Source organism: Glutamicibacter sp. MCAF14, from assembly GCF_052114325.1.
Classification (GTDB): Bacteria; Actinomycetota; Actinomycetes; order Actinomycetales; family Micrococcaceae; genus Glutamicibacter; species Glutamicibacter arilaitensis.
The window spans coordinates 492,273-510,665 of record NZ_JBFREO010000002.1 but is presented as its reverse complement, the minus strand read 5'-3'; the positions used below and the strand labels follow the sequence as shown (position 1 = coordinate 510,665).

General features: G+C 57.5%; 15 protein-coding genes. 2 read left to right on the top strand and 13 right to left on the bottom strand.

Annotated elements, in window-relative coordinates:
• Window position 1 precedes the first annotated feature (1 nt).
• The 12 genes from murG to dinB all read right to left on the bottom strand — a co-directional run bounded on the left by murG (window position 2) and on the right by dinB (window position 14,729).
• Window positions 2-1,123, bottom strand: a complete 1,122-nt coding sequence (murG, locus tag AB4Y71_RS04975; RefSeq protein WP_013349417.1) for an undecaprenyldiphospho-muramoylpentapeptide beta-N-acetylglucosaminyltransferase — start codon at window positions 1,121-1,123, stop codon at window positions 2-4.
• A 100-nt stretch (window positions 1,124-1,223) separates the two neighbouring features.
• Entirely contained in the window at window positions 1,224-2,477 is a 1,254-nt protein-coding gene (gene ftsW, locus AB4Y71_RS04970) for a putative lipid II flippase FtsW (protein ID WP_441718378.1), read from the bottom strand.
• A gap of 43 nt (window positions 2,478-2,520) precedes the next feature.
• On the bottom strand, window positions 2,521-4,065 hold the full coding sequence (gene murD, locus AB4Y71_RS04965; protein ID WP_441718376.1) for a UDP-N-acetylmuramoyl-L-alanine--D-glutamate ligase: 1,545 nt from the start codon (window positions 4,063-4,065) through the stop codon (window positions 2,521-2,523).
• A complete protein-coding gene (gene mraY, locus AB4Y71_RS04960) occupies window positions 4,047-5,150 on the bottom strand; it encodes a phospho-N-acetylmuramoyl-pentapeptide-transferase (protein ID WP_287041456.1) in 1,104 nt (367 codons plus the stop codon). The genes murD and mraY overlap by 19 nt, the downstream gene beginning before the upstream one ends.
• Window positions 5,147-6,604, bottom strand: coding sequence for a UDP-N-acetylmuramoyl-tripeptide--D-alanyl-D-alanine ligase (locus tag AB4Y71_RS04955; RefSeq protein ID WP_441718373.1), 1,458 nt, complete (start codon window positions 6,602-6,604; stop codon window positions 5,147-5,149). The genes mraY and AB4Y71_RS04955 overlap by 4 nt, the downstream gene beginning before the upstream one ends.
• A 50-nt stretch (window positions 6,605-6,654) precedes the next feature.
• Window positions 6,655-8,247 carry a UDP-N-acetylmuramoyl-L-alanyl-D-glutamate--2,6-diaminopimelate ligase gene (locus tag AB4Y71_RS04950; RefSeq protein ID WP_441718370.1) on the bottom strand — a complete coding sequence of 531 codons (1,593 nt, stop codon included), beginning with the start codon at window positions 8,245-8,247 and terminating at the stop codon, window positions 6,655-6,657.
• Window positions 8,241-10,019: a peptidoglycan D,D-transpeptidase FtsI family protein gene (locus AB4Y71_RS04945; RefSeq protein ID WP_134779875.1), complete on the bottom strand. Its 1,779-nt coding sequence runs from the start codon at window positions 10,017-10,019 to the stop codon at window positions 8,241-8,243. Before AB4Y71_RS04945 ends, AB4Y71_RS04950 begins: the two co-directional genes overlap by 7 nt.
• A gap of 110 nt (window positions 10,020-10,129) precedes the next feature.
• Window positions 10,130-10,900 carry a hypothetical protein gene (locus AB4Y71_RS04940; RefSeq protein ID WP_441718367.1) on the bottom strand — a complete coding sequence of 257 codons (771 nt, stop codon included), beginning with the start codon at window positions 10,898-10,900 and terminating at the stop codon, window positions 10,130-10,132.
• 1 nt (window position 10,901) lies between these two features.
• Complete coding sequence (gene rsmH, locus AB4Y71_RS04935; protein ID WP_441684559.1) at window positions 10,902-11,915, bottom strand: 16S rRNA (cytosine(1402)-N(4))-methyltransferase RsmH; 1,014 nt, start codon at window positions 11,913-11,915, stop codon at window positions 10,902-10,904.
• A 150-nt stretch (window positions 11,916-12,065) separates the two neighbouring features.
• On the bottom strand, window positions 12,066-12,479 hold the full coding sequence (gene mraZ, locus AB4Y71_RS04930) for a division/cell wall cluster transcriptional repressor MraZ (protein ID WP_441718364.1): 414 nt from the start codon (window positions 12,477-12,479) through the stop codon (window positions 12,066-12,068).
• A 517-nt stretch (window positions 12,480-12,996) separates the two neighbouring features.
• Window positions 12,997-13,350 (bottom strand): DUF3040 domain-containing protein, encoded by a 354-nt coding sequence (locus AB4Y71_RS04925; protein ID WP_441673989.1) that lies wholly within the window; start codon window positions 13,348-13,350, stop codon window positions 12,997-12,999.
• 212 nt (window positions 13,351-13,562) lie between these two features.
• Window positions 13,563-14,729: a DNA polymerase IV gene (gene dinB, locus AB4Y71_RS04920; RefSeq protein WP_441718361.1), complete on the bottom strand. Its 1,167-nt coding sequence runs from the start codon at window positions 14,727-14,729 to the stop codon at window positions 13,563-13,565.
• A gap of 162 nt (window positions 14,730-14,891) precedes the next feature.
• Between dinB and AB4Y71_RS04915 the strand changes: the two genes are divergently transcribed.
• Window positions 14,892-15,998 carry a polyprenyl synthetase family protein gene (locus AB4Y71_RS04915; protein ID WP_441718358.1) on the top strand — a complete coding sequence of 369 codons (1,107 nt, stop codon included), beginning with the start codon at window positions 14,892-14,894 and terminating at the stop codon, window positions 15,996-15,998.
• Between the two features lie 100 nt (window positions 15,999-16,098).
• Here AB4Y71_RS04915 and AB4Y71_RS04910 read toward each other — a convergent pair whose 3' ends face one another.
• The gene (locus tag AB4Y71_RS04910; protein ID WP_441718355.1) at window positions 16,099-16,452 is read right to left on the bottom strand and encodes an Rv2175c family DNA-binding protein; all 354 of its coding nucleotides are present in this window, start codon (window positions 16,450-16,452) and stop codon (window positions 16,099-16,101) included.
• A 206-nt stretch (window positions 16,453-16,658) separates the two neighbouring features.
• Here AB4Y71_RS04910 and AB4Y71_RS04905 point away from each other — a divergent pair, with 206 nt between their 5' ends.
• Window positions 16,659-18,359, top strand: a complete 1,701-nt coding sequence (locus AB4Y71_RS04905) for a LysM peptidoglycan-binding domain-containing protein (protein ID WP_441718352.1) — start codon at window positions 16,659-16,661, stop codon at window positions 18,357-18,359.
• Window positions 18,360-18,393 lie beyond the last annotated feature (34 nt).

The following is an 18,393-nucleotide window of genomic DNA, read 5'->3' as shown; positions in this document are numbered from 1 at the left end:
TCTAGCCTTCCTGACCCGCACGCTGGCGAGTTGAAACTTCTTCAATAATCCGTCGCGCCATGATTTGAGCGGCGTCGCGCTGCCCCAATGAGGCAGCGGCTTCGTTCATCTGTTCAAGTTTATGCTGATCGGTCAACAGATTGATGACATTTTCAGTGATGTATGAATGTGTGAATTCCGCGTCGGAGACAACTACTGCTCCCCCGGCTGCTACCAGCTCACGGGCGTTGAGCTTTTGTTCGCCATTGCCAATCGGCAACGGAACCAGCACCGATGCGGTCCCGGCGACGGCCAGTTCGCAGACAGTGCCCGCACCGGAACGGCAGATCATCAGATCTGCCACAGCGTAGGCGAAGTCCATCCGATCCACGTACTCGAGCTGGGTGTAGCCTTCATGGGCCAATAGTTCCCCGGAGTCATCGAGCATCTGCTTGCCGCGCCCGGTGATGTGAACGGTCTGGATTCCGGCTTGGTTCAACTCCTCCAGCGACTGTGCGATGGCGTTGTTGATGCTCTGCGCTCCCGAAGAACCACCGGTCACCAGCAGCACCGGCTTGTCTGCGGTGATGCCGAAGTATTCGCGGGCTTGGTCGCGCAAGGCTGCCTTGTCCATGGTCGCGACGTTGGATCGCATCGGCATCCCCACCTGCACTTCGCCGGGCAAGCCGGTGTTTGCGAAGGTGGTGCCGACGAAGACTGCATTCTTTGCGCCGAGCTTATTGGCCATGCCGGCAACCGAGTTCGCCTCGTGGACAAAAATTGGCAGCTTGAGCTGCTTGGCTGCCAAGTAGGCCGGGGTGCACACGTAGCCGCCCACGCCGAGCACTGCTTGGGCGCCGGTGGCACGCAGAACCTTTTTGGCGTTATTCAGCGCCTTGATGAAGCGGAACGGAAACTTGAGCAGGTCAGCGTTGATGCTTCGGGGCATCGGTGCCTTGGGACTGAGCTCCAGCGGGTATCCGGCCTCCGGTACCAGCTTGGTTTCCAAGCCACCAGGAGAACCCAGCGCGGTGATCTGGGCTTCTGGATGCTCTGCCTTCACTGCATCGGCGATCGCCAGCATTGGAGAGATATGGCCGGCAGTTCCTCCGCCAGCGATGACTAGACGAAGTGCTTCGCTCATCTGTTGCTGTACTCCTTCGTCCTGCCTCGCAGCAGGATCAACGTCCACCAAGGATCCGGTGGTGGGTTTTTACAACTTGTCAGCTGCCGAGTGCAGGCTGCTACTTGGTTTTCTTGCTTTTGACTGGTTTCTTTTCCAGCTGCCCTTCAAATTCTAGCTTTTGAGCGCGAGCTGCGGAGAGCACAAAGCCCATGGCGAGCATGATGGCCAGCATGGCCGAACCACCGGAGGAAATAAACGGCAGTGGCACACCAATCACCGGCAAGACGCCGGTGACCGTACCAAGGTTCACGAAGGTCTGGCCGATAACCCAGGACATCAGGCAGCCCATGAGCACCTTGGTGTACATGTCATTGGCGCGCGCCGCGATGCGGTACATCGCCAGGGCCAACAGGATGAACATCACCAGGACGAACAGCACGCCGATCAACCCGAATTCTTCTCCCAAGATAGAGAAGATGAAGTCATTTTGGGCTTCAGGAACATACGACCACTTCATGCGAGATTGGCCGGCGCCAACGCCAAACCAGCCGCCCGAAGCGAAGGCATGCAAGCCCATGCTGGCCTGGTAGCAGAGGTCATTGCTCGGGCCGCAATCGGTGTCCAGCCAAGCCGTGATGCGCTGGCGCCGGTTCGACGAGGCCAGGATCGCTACCGCCAACAGCAGGACGCCCAGGGCTGAACACGCGGCGAGCCATTTCATCCTCATCCCGCCCAGGAACATTGCTGAAGCGATGATCATGAGCAGCACCAGCGCCGTACCCACGTCCTTGCCGACAACGACAAGACCGACAATCGCAACTCCGACAGGAGCGACGATAGGCACGAGCAGGTGCTTGATGTCCTGCAGCAGATGCTGTTTCTTTTCCAGCATGAACGCGGCGAAAACCGCCAGCGCCAACTTGGCGAATTCACTGGGCTGCAGACCGAAGGAGCCAATGCGAATCCAGTTTCGGTTACCGAGCACCGTGTGACCCAGCGGCGTGAAGGCCACCATGAACAGCAAGATTACCGCGGTAATGACCGCAGGCCAGGCGAGCCGCTTCAGCGTTTCCGGATTCACGCGTTGCATGATCAGCATGCATACGATGCCCAGGGCCGCGAAAGCGCCTTGGGCCAGAGCCACGGTGAAGCCGTCACGGCCCTTGGCGATCGCTTCAACCGAGGCCGAGGACTGGACCATGAGCACACCGAAAACCGCAAGCACGATAGATCCAACGAGCACCAGCCAGTAGTCGGTGGACGCCATGCGGCCACTGGAATTCTCGACGGTGCCCAGGAGTCGAAGCGGTCGCATGTACCAAGGCAGTTCAGCTTTGCTACCTGCTGGCTTCTTGCTGGGTTTCGCCGCCATCGCTGCCTCCTACCTCGGTGCTGTTATTTCGGTGCGTTCGGAATTACTTGTCTTGCTCAGTTTTATCCATCAGATCACTGACGGCAGAGATAAATGCGTTGCCACGCTGCGCGTAGGAGCTGAATTGGTCCATCGACGCGGCAGCCGGTGCCATCAGCACGGTATCCCCAGCTTGGGCGATTTCAGCGGCCTTGCTCACTGCACGGGTCATCACCTGTGCACCTGATGGGGCTGCGCCTTCGCTGTCTTGGACCGAATCGGTGATGTCGATGACTTCAACCTCTGGCGCGTGTGCCGCGAGGGCTTCGCGCAAACCTGCGGTATCGGTGCCAATGAGAAGCACCTTAGCCAGGCGCTGGGCATGCTTGGCCACGAGATCGCCGTATTCCACGCCCTTTGACAGGCCGCCGGCAATCCAGACCACGCGGGTAAACGCAGCCAAGGATGCATCGGCTGCATGCGGGTTGGTGGCTTTGGAGTCATTGACCCACAGGATGTCGTCCTTGCGCGCAACAGCCTGGATCCGGTGGTCGCCGGAATCGAAGTTCTTCAGGCCTGCGGCAACAGCTTCCGGGTGCACGCCATAGGCACGCGTCAGTGCTGCGGCCGCCGCGGCGTTGGCCGCGGTGTGGCGTGGAACGATCTCCCCGATTTCCTTCAGGGCAATCAATTCCACTGCGCTGGTCTTGCGCTCTTCCAGGAAGGCGCGGTCCACCAGCAGGCCCTCGACAACGCCCACCATGGATACGGCAGGGGTGTCGGTGGTGAAACCGATGGCGCGGCAGCCTTCAACTACATCAGCGTCTTCCACCATTTTGATGGTGGCCTCATCTGCCGCGTTGAAGATCGCGGCGATTTGGGTGCGTTCGTAGATCTTGGCCTTGGCGGCCTTGTAGTTCTCGAACCCGTCATGCCAGTCAACATGGTCTTCTGCCAGGTTCAAGACCACCGAAGCTACCGGTGAAATAGTGTGGGTGTAGTGCAGCTGGAAGCTGGAGAGCTCGACAGCGAATACGTCATAGTCCACTGGTTCGCGCACTGCGTCCAGGATCGGGGTGCCGACGTTGCCTACGGCAATGGCTTTCAGGCCATCGGCACGCAGGATCGATTCGGTCATGCCCACGGTGGTGGTCTTGCCGTTGGTGCCGGTGATGACTAGCCACTGGGGAGCGGTGTGGCCTGCACGATTCTGTACGCGCCAAGCCAGCTCGATATCGCTCCAGATGGCAATGCCCTTGGATTCGGCTTCTGCGATCACCGGGTTGCGTGGGTTCCATCCTGGGGAAACCATGACCAACTGGGCTTGCTGCCCATCAACTAGCGGCAGTGCCTGCACCTTGTCGTTGCCAAGCAGCACCTCGTGGGCGCCGACAATCTTCAAGGTTTCGGCACGCTGCTGGTTCATCTGGTCATCACGGCCGTCAATGACCGTGACGATTGCGCCTAGTTCGATCAGCGTGTCTGCAGCGGAGAATCCGGAGAGTCCCAGTCCTGCTACAACGACGCGCAGACCCTTCCAGTTGGCATCCCAGCTATTGAGTTCGTCCAGTGATTTGCTTGCTTCTAGGCTCACAGTGCGACAACCCATTCAGAGTAGAACAGACCCAGTCCGGCTGCCACGAACAGGCCGGCCAGAATCCAGAAACGAATAACTACATTTTCCTCAGACCAGCCCGAGAGTTCGAAGTGGTGCTGCAGCGGAGCCATCTTGAAGACGCGCTTGCCGCCGGAGAGCTTGAAGTAGCCCACCTGGATGATCACCGACAGCGCCACGATCACGAACAGGCCCGCGATGACCAACAGCAGCAGCTGGGTGCGCGAGAGGATTGCGAAGGCAGCCACTGCGCCGCCGATTGCCAGCGAGCCGGTGTCGCCCATGAAGATCTTTGCTGGCTTGGCGTTGAACCAGAGGAAGGCGATCAGCGCGCCGGACAGGGTGGCACCAAGCAGCGCCAGGTCCTGCGGATCGCGTACCGAGTAGCAGACATCCATGGAGTTGATGTTGCTGCAGGCCTGATTCTGCTGCCAGATGCCCATCAAGGTGTAGGCGCCGAAAACCATGATTGATGCGCCAGTGGCTAGGCCGTCCAGGCCGTCGGTGAGGTTGACGGCGTTCGTGGTGCCGGTGACGATGAAGTTCGACCAGATCACGAACAGCACTAGACCGATCATCGGTCCGGCGAAGGCCAAATCAAAGTTGGTATCGCGCAGGAAAGAGATTGCGGTGGAGCCGGGGGTCAGCCCCTTCTCGTCGGGGAACTGCAGGGCCAGCACCGCAAAGCTGATGCCGATGATGGCCTGCAGCACGATCTTCTGCCAGGCGCGCAAGCCCAGCGAACGCTTCTTGAAGATCTTGATGAAGTCATCGAGGAAGCCGACCAGTCCCATACCGCCGAAGAGCAGCAAGACCAGCAGTCCGCTGGCGGTGATGCCCGAGGAGGTGCGCCCCATCAGCGAAAGGATGCCGTGAGTGGCGAAATACGCCACGAAGACGGCTAAGACGAAGACTACGCCGCCCATGGTGGGGGTGCCGGACTTGATGGCATGCGAGTTCGGTCCGTCATCGCGAACTACCTGACCGTACTGCTTCTTGGTCAGCAGGCGGATGTACAGGGGCATCGCTACCATGGTCAAAACGAGGGCAATGCCTGCCCCCAAAAGCAATGCGATCATGCCTTGTCGCCTTCCTTCGCGAATGCTGCAATCTCGTCGCCCAAGAAGCGCAGACCGGCCCCGTTAGAGGACTTGAACAAGGCGATATCGCCAGGCTGAAGCTGTTCTTCGAGCAGCGCGCGAGCCTCTTCCACGTCTTCGACGTAGTAGGCTTCATCGCCCCAGCTGCCTTCGAGCACTGCAGAGTTGTAGGCGGGCTTCGCGCCGCGGCCTACCACGACAAGTTTCTTGATGTTCATGCGAACTGCCATGCGGCCCAGCAAATCGTGCTGGTGGATGCTTTCGTCGCCCAGTTCCAGCATTTCGCCCAGGACCGCCCAGGTACGCCGGCCCGGTGCACCGTCAGCGCCCAGGCCAAGTTCGGCCAGGGTCACCAGTGCTGCGCGCATCGACTCGGGGTTGGCGTTGTAGGCATCGTTGATGATGCTCACGCCATCGGCACGCTCAAGGCGTTCCATCCGCCAGCGGCTTCCGGCAGCACGGCCTTCAAGGCCCGCGGCAATCAGTTCTGGATCGATGTCCAGTGCCAGCGCTGCATTCGCTGCGGCCAAGATGTTCGAGACGTGATGGCGGCCCAGCAGCCCGGAGGTGATCCGCTTGCTGTAGCCGTTGGGGAATTCAAGGGTGAGTTCTGGCTGGCCCTCGGCGTTGACAACAACGTCGCTGGCCCAGACTCCCGCGTTCTCTGGCTTAACCGCTCCGGTGCCGAAGAAGAGCACCTGGGAACGAGCCCGCGATTCCATGCGTGCCACGCGTGGATCCTCGGCGTTCAAGATGGCAATGCCTTCGGTGTCCAGGGCCTCAACGAGTTCGCCCTTGGCCTTCTCGATATTCTCCACTCCGCCGAATTCGCCGGCGTGGGCAGTGCCAACGCACAGTACGACGCCCACATGCGGGTGCACCATAGCGGTCAGGTACCTCAGATGGCCGATGCCGGTGGCACCCATCTCGATGACAAAGTATTTGGTCTCTTCAGTGGCGCTGAAGACCGTGAGCGGCACGCCGACTTCACCGTTGTAGGAGCCGATAGGCGATACGGTGGGCGCTGCTTGCGACAAGATGCCAGCCAGCAGGTCCTTGGTGGTGGTCTTCCCAGCGGAGCCGGTGATGCCCACTACCTTGGCATCGTTCTTGGCCTTGAGGTAGGACACGATATGGGCGGCGATCTTGCCCATGGCATCTACCGCATCTTCAACGATGATCGCCGGGTGTTCGCGGCGTTCTTCATCGTGGATGATGCGTTCGGCGAGGGACAGTACGGCGCCGGCGGCGCGTGCGCCGTCGATGAAGGTGTGGCCGTCGGAAAATTCACCGGGCTTAGCGACATATAGGGCGCCTGGGAGGACTTCGCGCGAATCAGTGGCAACGGAAGTGATCACCGTGTCGGCGGCGACTGTAGCAGTCGCCTTGCCGCCGGTGATTTCCAGCAGGTCGGTCAGAGACAGTTCAATCATGGCAATAAGGACTTTACACTTGAGCGGTGATGATAGTGGACTTGTGCGGTCTAGGAATTGGTCACAAATCCATGAAGATTCAGTGCTTTCGCTAGTTCCACCCGATCATCGAGCTCAACGTCAATTCCCGCGACGTCTTGGCTAACTTCGTGTCCTCGTCCGGCCACGAGAATCGCATCGTTGGCATGCGCCAAACTCACAGCGAACTCTACGGCTTTGGCGCGTGGCGCGATGTTGTGAACCTGCACGCCGGGACGCTCAGTGTCCAGTACCTGCTGCGCTCCGGAGGCAACCTGCTCGCGAATTGGGGCCGGGTCCTCTCCGTGCGGGTCATCATCGGTGACAATGACGATATCTGCGTGGCGGGCGGCTACCGCTCCCATATCCGGGCGCTTGGTCTTATCGCGTTCTCCGGTGGCGCCGAAGACGACGATTCGCCGGCCCTGCTCCCCCGGACGGATCGAATCCAGTGCCTTGGCCAGTGCGTCTGAGTTATGCGCAAAGTCGACGACTGCTACCGGGGATTCGCCAACTACCTGCATGCGTCCTGGCACGGCGACCGACAGCGGGTCCCCCGCGTTTAAGGCACGCTGCAGGGTATCGAGCTCTACACCGCTGGCGAGAACCATGACGGCTGCCAGTGCGCCATTGGCAACGTTGAACATGCCCGGCAGCAGGGTACGTGCTCGCAGCTCGCGTCCATCGCGGTGGCGCAGGGTGAAGCTGTGGCCCAGGCCGCTGTGCGCTAGCTCAGTGACCCGCCAGTGCGCCGAAGGGTGGGCTTCATCAAGGCTCAGGGTTTCGGTTGGCACCGGTGCACGCTCAGCCAGACGCTGGCCGTACTGGTCATCGACCATGACGACCGCGCGTTCGGAGCGTTCGGCGGTGAACAGCTGAGCCTTGGTTTCGAAGTACTCATCCATGGTGCCGTGAAGATCCAGGTGGTCCTGGGTGAGGTTGGTATAGCCGGAGACAGCAAAGCGCAGCGAATCAACGCGGCCGTAGCTCAGCGAGTGGCTGGATACCTCCATGGCTACCGAGCTGACGTCCTGCTGCGCCATGCGCGCAAGCACCCCATGCAGCTGGGTGGATTCCGGGGTGGTCAGCACGCTGGGGATGATCTGCCCGCGAGCAGACATTTCAATCGTGCCGATCAGTCCGGTCTCTTCACCCAGGGCGTCAAGGATCGCACGGATCATGTAGGTGGTGGTGGTTTTTCCGTTGGTGCCGGTCACGCCGAAGAGTTTCGGACTGCGCTGATCGGTTCCGTAGACGTTTTGGGCAATCGCGGCTGCGCTCTTGCGCACGTCGGCGACGACGGCCACCGGGATGGACAGGCCATCGCCGAGGAATTCGAGTCCAGCGGTATCTGTGATCATGGCAACCGCGCCATTGGCGACAGCGGTTTCCACGAATTCTGCACCGTGGCGCTTCGCCCCGGAGATACCGAGGAAGACATCGCCAGGCTGTACGATCTGCGGGTTGAGGCTGACTCCGAGGATCTGCGGGGCCGCGTTGAGCAATGCGCCAGTGCGCACTGCCCCGGCGGTGCCGCAGAGCTGGTCGAAGCCGAGGCCTGCGGTGTTCTCTGGGCGTAGGTACCGTTCAAGCTCACGAGGAGTGTCGGGGTTCTGGGCTACCAAGATTTCTTCTGATCCTCACCTACAAAGACGTCGTACGCCTCTGACTTAGTCGTGCTCGGAGGCACATTGAATGTGTTCAGGGTGTGGCTCATGACGTCGGTAAACGTGTCGGCTACCGAGAAGTCCTGCCAATTGCCCTTTGGGCGGTACATTGTTGCCACGACAACGAACTGCGGATCTTCCAAAGGTGCTACACCTGCGAAAGAATAAGTATAGCCGTCATAGCCCTTGGCGCTGGCGGCCTGGCCAGTACCGGTCTTGCCGCCTACACGGTATCCGGGGATGCGTTCCTTGTAACCGGTACCACTATCTACCACCGTTTCCATCAGCTTGAGCATTTCAGCTGCCGTGCTCTTCTTGACCACGCGCTTCTTTTCAGGTGCTGGGATTTCGGTCATGGTGCCGTCTTCATTGCGGTACCCCTCGATCAGGCTCGGCGAAAGGCGAACACCCTTGTTGGCCAGGGCCTGGAAGATCGAAGCGGTATGCAGCACAGTCTGCGAGTAGCCCTGGCCGAACATGGTGGTGTACTGCTGGCGGCGGTCCCAGTTCTCCGGAGCTGCCAACTGGCCAGCGCTGGCGCCGTTCAGCCCGACGCGGATCGGTGTTCCGAGGCCGAAGGCGCGCATGTAGTCGTAGCGGGTCTGCTTGCTCATGGTATTTCCGACCATCACGGTGCCGGTGTTGTATGAACGGGCGAAAATGCCTGCAACGGTCATGTCGTAGGTCGAGTGCTCCAAGGAGTCGTTGATGGTTTCCTTGGTGAACGTCTTCTTGTGCGGTACGCGCATCTCGGTTAGCGGATCCACTCCTCCTTGGTCAATGGCGGCAGCGAAGATCGCTGCCTTGCCGGTGGATCCGGGTTCAAAAGCACGCGTGATGGAGGTAGAACGGCGGAATTCAGGATCGGTGGCGCCTGGATCATTGGGGTCCAGCTCTGCCGAGTCGCCAATCGCCAGAATCTTGCCGGTTTTCGCTTCCATGACGACCACGGAAACCCACTCGGCGTTGAACTGTGCTTGCTTCTTCTCGGCCGCACGCTGGGCGACGTAGTTGATATCCGAGTCAATGGTAAGAATGACGTCCTGGCCGTCGACAGCCGGGGTCTCTTCTACCTCGGTGACCGGGATGCGCACACCGTCAGCACTGATTTCGTATTTGCGGCTGCCTTCGGTGCCGGCAAGGTGCTTTTCCTGGCTCAGTTCCAAGCCTTCTGCACCAACCACGCTGGTCTGGTCTTCAGAGTTGCGTACGAAGCCGAGCAATGGACCAGCAATGACACCCTGCGGGTACTGACGTTCACTGCGCAGCAAAGAGGCCAATCGAGGGATTCCGATTTCAAGAACTTCATTGCGAACTTCTGGGGTCACGCTCTTGGCGAGCATGACGTAGCCCTTGGGCTTGGCATCGCCCTGAGGACGTACCTTCATGGCCAGCTCGTCGCGGTCTTGCTCAAGAGCTTCAGCCAGTTCATCAATGGCTTGATCCCAGGTGATGCGCTCCTGGGTATTGGTTCCGTCACGTTTGGCACGGCGAATGGTCTCGCCTTGCTGGCGCTGGTCAATCACCAGGTCATAGCGGTCAACGGAGGCAGCGAGGATAGTCCCATTGCGGTCTTCGATGGATCCGCGATTGGGAGCGATGGTTTCAACGCGTTCACGGTTGGCCTGCGCCGCGTTGGCGATGCTGGCCGAGTTGATGCCCTGAACCCAGACCAACCGCCCCAGGATCACCAGTAGCAATGCCACGGAGAGGACAAGCACCAAGCGCATTCGCTTTTTTGCAGTGTCTATTGCGGACGAGCTCACAAAAGAACCTAACTTTCCCTCAGCGTGGTTTTCCAGCAGCGTTAGCCACCTGTATCTAGCTTAGAAAGAGCTAGCTACTCTGCTGGGGATTTGATGCTTGGTGCGGGGATCGTGCCCCCGTTTAGCTCAGTGTCGCTGAACACAGGGCGGCCATCTTCGGCTACTTCACGTTCGGCTTTCTTGGCCTCGACCTCAGGTTCCTTGGAACCTTCAGTTTCCGCGGATTTCTTCTGTGAATCTGCTGGGGCTTTGCCTACAGTAGTCTTCGGCGTGTTTGATTCTTTGGCCTTAGCTTCGCTCTTGCCCTCGCGGATGCTTTCACCAGGCAGCGGAATCGTTCCGTATTCTTGCTTGCTGTTCTTGGCCTTAACGGCCTTCTTAGCTTCCTGGGCGATCTCGCCATCGGACAGGCTGATCAATCCGGGAGCACCTGGTGAGACGAGCCCGAGGTCCTTTGCCTTGGAAGCCAAGGCCTGTGGTGCAGCCAGTGACTGGGCTTCCTTGAGCAGTGCTTGGTTCTCCTGGGAGAGCGCGCGTTCTTGCGAACGCAGGTTCACAATGTCGTACTGGCGCTGGGCTACCGAGGTGTTGAGCAGTACCAAGGTGACGATGACGCTGAATGCCAATGCAACAAGCACAGCAGACATGGCGTACATGGAGCGCTTGTTGTTCTCGTTCAGCTTAGGAACCAACGAAAGGGTGACTCGCTGGCGCGAGTCTCCTTTGGGGAGGTTGCTAGCGGGGACGGGCTCGGGTCGCGTTGCACACGCAGTATTACCGTCGACAACCGGCTGGTTGTTCACGGCTGCGGTCTTCTGCACGCGGCGCTGGGCTCGTTGGCTCATGCTAGCTCCTCTTCAACACTCGTTCCACAGCTCGCAGGCGGGCTGAGGCTGCACGTGAATTTTCGGCTATTTCGTGTTCGCTTGGCTTTTCGGTGCCCTTGGTGAGCACCTTGTATTCGGCCTTGTGTTCTTCCAGCTCCACCGGGAATCCGGGAGGAGCCGAGGAAGTCGATCCTTGAACGAAGTGTCGTTTGGTGATCTTGTCTTCCAACGAGTGGTAACTCATCACGACAACTCGCCCACCGATATTTAGCGCACCCATTGCTGCCGGGATAGCACGCTCAAGAACGTCAAGTTCCTCATTCACTGCGATACGCAATGCTTGAAAGGTTCGCTTTGCTGGGTGGCCGTGGTTACGGGCCGCAGCCGCTGGAACGACACTGCGGATGACCTCGACCAGCTCAGCGGTGGTGCTGATCCGGCTCTTCGCGCGGGCCTCGACGATAGCCGTGGAGATGCGTCCGGCGAATTTTTCTTCGCCCCACTGCCGGATGATTCGAAGCAGTTCGTCGCGGTCCAGGTCATTGATCAAGTCCTCGGCAGTTGGGCCAACGGAGGTATCCATGCGCATATCCAGCGGAGCATCGTAAGAATATGCGAAGCCGCGTTCGCGTTCATCGAGCTGCAGCGAAGAAACACCGAGATCGAAGAGCACGCCGTCAATGCCTGGGAATCCCAGGTCTTCCACGACGTCTGCAATCTCGTCGTACACAGCGTGCACAAGATCGATGCGATCCTGGAACGGCGCCAAACGAGCGCCGGCAAGTTCATGGGCCTGCTCATCGCGGTCCAGACCGATCAAGTGCAGGTTCTCGAAGCGCTGGAGGATGGCTTCGGAATGCCCGCCCATTCCTAGGGTGCAGTCCACCACAATCGCCCGACGGCCTTCCGCATTTGCTCGCTCAATACCTGGAGCTAGCAAGTTAACGCATCGGTCCAGAAGTACTGGAACGTGGCGTTCGGATGCTGGTCGCTGGGAATCCTGATTTGGCACTGCGCCCCCTTTCGCTTTCAATCTGTTGTTGAGATCAGATCCCCCTCCAACCAAGCAGCAATCCAACCTTCTGGCTCCGGGGAAGTGAAGCCAGACGATTTTCTACCCCATGGTGGCTGGAGATCTCATCCCAACAAATGTGGTGTTTTGTCGATCTAGTCCCCGAGGGTCCTAGTCTTCGTCAGTATCGGAGAACACTTCTTCTTGTTCATCCAAGTACTGCTGCCATGCGGTTGTATCCCAAATTTCGATGCGGTTGCCTGCACCAATCACTGTGACTTCCCGGTCAAGGCCTCCGTAAGTGCGTAGCACCTGCGGAATCGTGACGCGTCCCTGCTTATCTGGAACTTCATCCGAGGCCCCTGAGAGGAACACACGCGAATAGTCGCGTGCTCGTCGAGAGGTCAAAGACGCCTGTGCCAATTGCTCGTGCTGCTTCTCAAATTCCCGCTGGCTAAAAACGTAAATGCAACGCTCTTGCCCACGCGTAAGAACCAGCCCATAGGACAGCTCGTCACGATATTTAGCTGGAAGAATCAACCGACCTTTTTCATCAAGACGCGGTGTGTAAGTTCCTAAGAACATGCACACCACCTTTCCCGTGAAGTGGCCAGAAGCCCCATTCTTCTCTACTTGTCTCCACTTTACTCCACAACCCTCCACTGTCAATGCAATTTCACTGGTTTCGCGAGGGTCTGGACTTAAAAAATGCCGAAATCTAGGGGATTCTCAGCCTATGTTCAGGTGGAGGGGTGTGGATCTCCCAAAAGCGTGATCACGTATTTTTCGGAGATTTTGCATGCAAAATCCCCGGAATGTAGATACTTTTGGGCGCAGTGGTAGGAAGTGGAGGACCTTGGGGAGGAAAGTGGAGGTGTTCTCGTGCACCTCCCATAGGGCGAACCTTGGAATCTGCGGAGAATTAAAGATCACCCTGAAAGTGCGTAATCCGACATAGCCCAGATCGCTTCTGCCACCCCTGACTTCAGGACCATCGCGCACCACGCTCGTCGGTTCCCTGGCTCGCGACACCAAGCAGTTACTTGGGGTTAAACGAAAAAGAGGTGCAACCCAACGGGTTACACCTCGATATCAATGCCGATCAGTTATCAGACTGATCACGCTTTCGCTGGTTCCATTTTTCTTCCAGACCGGAAAGGAACTGCGAATTATTCTTGGCTGCGGGCTTTGGTCCAGCAGCATTGGACGGGCCAATTTTCCCTGTAGCTGATTTAGTCAGGGCGAGCAGTACGCCACCGAACATCACCGCAAAGCCGATAACACCGACAATGATGATGTGTTGCGAGATTCCGAAAATGAGCCCCGCAAGGCCGACGATGACCAACAAGATACCCAACGCGATATTGCGCGTCGACAGGCGCCCCGTGCTCGCTGGGCCTTTCATGCTGGAAGCGAAGCGACGGTCTTCATGCAGCTGCTTTTCCAACTGCTCCAACAAACGCTGCTCGTGTTCCGATAGCGGCATCGTCTTCTCCTTCCAAAGGCAATCTCAACGGTCGTCCACCGTCATTAAGTTCAACGTTGCACCTGTGGAATTAGTTCCCACAATTCTGATGAACTTACTTCAAGGATAGACTCTTTTGCACCCGCCCTGCTAGTTGATCTTCACCACTGTCCAGATATCCATATGTTCTACACAGATTGCGTTTATTCCTTGGGCCGCAGAAAACGCGCTGGGGTCACGATGGACTGCGGGAACTTCTGTCCTATCTGGTCAGCAATGCGTTCTGCTTCTCGGGCTTTTTCTTCTCGTGGGTCCAAGCTAAATTGCAGACCCAACTCGAAATCCTGCAACCTCTCAGCTTTCACGCCGATTAGCCGAACCGGTTGGGCCAGCGGGGTCAACTTGCGTAGCAGTGCCAGCACAGACTCACTGATTTTCGTTGATGAATCAGTTGCCGCGGCCAGGGCCTTGGAGCGCGTAATTCCTGAGAAGTCTTTGTACTTGATCTTCAATCCGACGCCATTAGCTGATTTGCCTTGTCGACGTAGCCTCTGCCCGACCTTGTGGCTCAGCCGTAGAAGTTCACCTTCAAGCACCTGCAGGTCGGTGATGTCCGCAGCGAACGTATGCTCGGAAGAAATACTCTTCTCGTCCCTGGTAATTTCCACCGCACGGTTATCGATGCCTCGCGAAAGCAGATGCAATGAACGACCATGCTCCCCCAGCCGGCTAATCAGCCTTTCTTCATTCTGCATGGCAAGCTGCCCCACGGTCTCAATTCCCAAAGCCTGCAGCTGGGCAGCGGTCCGCTTACCCACGCCCCACATTTTCGACACCGGCAGATCATGAAGGAACTCTTCGGTTCTTTCCGGGGCAACCACAGCCATCCCGTCAGGCTTGGCATGGGTCGAAGCTAACTTTGCAATGAATTTATTCTTGGCAATGCCAACGCTGGCCGGTAGTCCCATCTCTTGGCGGATATGAGCTCGGATTTCCCGTGCAATCTGCACCGGGCCGCCGAGTAGGCGCATGCTTCCGGTAACGTCCAGGAATGCTTCGTCGATACTAACCTGCTCCACTAGTGGCGTCAGGGTGTGGAAGTACTCCATGATTTGAGCTGAGGCCAACGAATATCTGTGGTGGCTCGGTTCGATCACAGTTGCTTCTGGCATCAATGGGATCGCTTGGCTCATCGGCATTGCCGAATGGATTCCACGTGCTCGGCAGTCATATGAGGCCGACAGCACGACGCTTCGCCCGCCAGGAAAACCGACAATCACCGGCTTGCCAACTAGTTCAGGACGGGCGCGCAGTTCCACCGAAACAAAAAAGGCGTCCATGTCGACGTGCAAGATGGCACGCTCTGTCATTTCAACTCACCTTCTTCCCGTCTTACTACTAACCACCTTACTCGAATATATGTTCGGATTGCGTGTAGCTCCCAGATACGGCCTACACTTAATTCCCCTGGCGCAAAACACCGGTAGAGTTGATGCTAACCACCATCAGTTCACCCGTAGAAATGATTTTGCATGTCGCTGCCTCATTCCGTGCCGGCCCTCAACACTGAAGCCCAGAGCTTGAGCCGAACTTTTACTGCTGACGTTGCGCAGTTGTTAGAGGAATTTCTGGCCGCGAAAAGTGTTGAGGTTGGACAGATCACCACTAGTGCTGTCGAAATCGTCAATGCAATCACTTCCCTGACTCGTGGTGGCAAGCGGCTGCGCCCGCTCTTCGCCTTTTGGGGTTACCTTGGAGCTGGCGGCCAGGCCGAAGACCGCGACATTGTTCGCCTCGGTGTGGCTTTGGAACTGTTCCAAGCCGCTGCATTGATCCACGATGACATCATCGATAATTCAGATACCCGTCGTGGCCAGCCAAGTGTCCACAAGCGCTTCGAAGCCCAGCATCAGGAACTGGAACTTGCAGGAAGCGCGCGGAACTACGGCATGGCCAGCGCGATCCTTACCGGCGACTTATGCCTCTCACTGAGCGAGGAAGTATTCTCTGAGATTTCTTCTCTCACTGCTCAGGCCCGGACGATCTTTAACCAAATGCGTACGCAGGTGATGGCCGGACAGTACCTCGACGTTCTAGAAGAGTCTGCTGGCCCTGCCTACGATCCGAAGGAAGCGGTTAAACGAGCGCGCACCATTGTGCGTTTCAAGTCCGCGAAGTACTCCACCGAGAATCCATTCTTACTCGGTGGTGCTCTTGCCGGGGCAAGCGAATCACTCATGGAGCATTACTCAGCCTTTGCGCTTCCATTGGGTGAGGCGTTCCAATTGCGCGATGACGTTCTGGGCGTTTTTGGGGATCCAGAAATCACTGGTAAGCCAACCGGTGGAGATCTTCTGGAAGGCAAGCGCACCGAATTGATAGCTCACGCGCTCTTGCTCTCAAGCCCCGAGGAACAGGACTTTATTCAAACACGCCTCGGCGCTGTTGACCTTGGCAAGGAAGAAGTGCTGCGGCTAAGCAGCATTCTGCGCGAAAGCGRCGCGTTGGCTGCAACCGAGCAGAGCATCAGTGAATTGACCGCACAGTCAGATCTGGCGCTCAGTACGCTGCAAGTCACTCCGTTGGCTCATGCCGGACTGCAGCAACTGAGCAACGCCGTGACCAAGAGAAGCAAATAACGTATCTTCCCTTACAAGTAACAAAAGGTCTCAACCTGCCACGTGATGTGGATTACGGTTGAGACCTTTTGGTTATAAAGAGATTAACTTCTCAGGACGTCTACCAGCCCAGGGCCTGCGCCCGGCGACGAATTTCAGTTTTACGTCCAGTGCGCAAGGCATTCATTGGGGTGCCCGGGAGCGATTCATCGTCTGTGAACAGCCAAACGATCGATTCTTCGTCAGAGTATCCCGAGTCCAAAAGGACCGACAGGGTACCCTTCAGGCTTTCCACTACAACTCCGTCTTGGAGAAAATCTGCCGGAATGGAACGCACATTGCGAGGTCCGATTCTCAACGACACGATGGCTCGTTCGTCCAGCAGTCGGTGCACGCGGCGGATATCTGCATCTAATTCTTCGGCCACATCGGGCAGGGTCAGCCATTGGCCAACGAGTTCTACGGTTTCCTTCACCCCTCAAGGTTCCCACAAATTCCCGGTCTGCGCAGAAAATTGAGGAAAACTCACCTCATTAGTTCCCATGAGTCACAGGAGTAGTGTAAATTTTCTTGTATCACTTTGATAACAATTGCATCACAGACAACAGTGAGGAACCTTCCTACTTTGTTACCTGCGAAGCAGAGCCCGTTATTTTCACCGTACAAATGAGGATTGACTCCATGCCCCACGAATCCAAACATGCTTCCAAGCATGCGTTAGGCGTTGTAGCAGGCGCGGCCATTCCCGCAGCGGTCATTGGTAGCCTCGCGCTGGCCCCGGCCGCGCAGGCAGCTCCTACGACTGTTCCTAACACCTCGGGCAGCTTTGCCAAGGCGGTAACTCCAGAGACCATCAAGGTTGCTGAGGACCAGATCAAAGCCCACCTGATTGCTTCGCGTGTATCGACTCTTGGTTTGCCCGCTAAGCGAGACGTCTCGGAAATCAAGATCCCTGCAGGCGCATCCCTATGGAGCATTGCACAGGAGTACGACACCACTGTGTCTGCTCTGAAGAAGCTCAATAATCTTAAGAGCGATTCAATCATTGCCGGCAAGACCCTCAAGGTCTCTGGAAAAGCCTCGAAGAGCACGACCAAGTCCAGCTCTTCAACCTCCGCTACTTACACCGTCAAGAATGGTGATACTCTCGGCGGCATTGCCAACAAGCACGACATGAGCTTGTCGGATCTGCTGAGCAAGAATGACATCTCCGCCAGCAAGGTGATTTTCCCGGGCAATAAGCTCAAGGTCAAGGGTTCAGCATCGAGCTCCAGCAATTCCTCGAAGTCGCAGAAGACTTCCTCCTCTTCGGGCTCCTCCAGCTACACCGTGAAGAACGGTGACACGCTTGGAAGCATCGCGATCAAGCACAACATGAGCCTGTCTTCGCTGCTGAGCAAGAATGATATCTCGGCCAGCAAGGTGATCTTCCCTGGAGACAAGATCAAGGTCAGCGGTTCTTCGTCTTCGAGCTCTTCGTCAAAGTCCTCGCAGAAGAAGTCTTCATCTTCGGCTTCTTCCAGCTACACGGTGAGGTCCGGCGATACGCTCAGCGGCATTGCTTCCAAGCACGGTATGAGCCTGTCTGAGTTGCTGAAGGCCAACGATATCTCGGCAAGCAAGCCGATCTTCCCAGGCAGCAAGATCAAGGTTTCAGGCGGATCATCGTCATCGAGCTCTTCATCGAAGAGCACGGCGAAGCCCAAGGCCAAGACTTCGACCTACACCGTCAAGTCAGGCGATACCCTCAGTGGCATCGCTACCAGCCACGATATGAAGTTGGCTTCGTTGCTGAATCTGAACCCGGACTACAGCGCAAGCTCGCCGCTGAAGATCGGGGCAAAGCTGAAGGTCTCCGGATCTTCGGTGGCACCGTCGGGCCAGGTCAAGAAGCAGAAGATTGGCAACACCTTTGCCGGTCGCACCTATGCAGATCATGTAGTGAAGGACGCGAATTCGAACAAGGATTACCTTGATTCGACCAGCGTTCCTAGCCGCGGCGAGATGCAGGCCCTGATCCGTTCCACTGCTAAGAGCATGGGCGTGGACCCAGCTTTGGCTTTGGCTCATGCGTATCAGGAATCCGGTTTCAACATGCGTGCGGTCTCCCCTGCTAACGCTGTTGGCGCCATGCAGGTACTGCCAAGCACCGGTGATTGGATTGCATCGGTTATCGGCCAGGACCTGAACGTGCTGAACCCACGCGATAACGTTGTCGCTGGTGTCGCAGTTATTGCCTACAACTTGGATAACACCGACAACCTGGATGATGCCATTGCATCTTACTACCAGGGTCTGGCCGGAGTCCGAAACAACGGCATGTACGAGGACACCAAGCACTATGTAGCCAGCATCAAGGCTCACATGAAGAACTACCGCTAAATAGCGCTAAGACAGACCCGCCCAACACACTGTG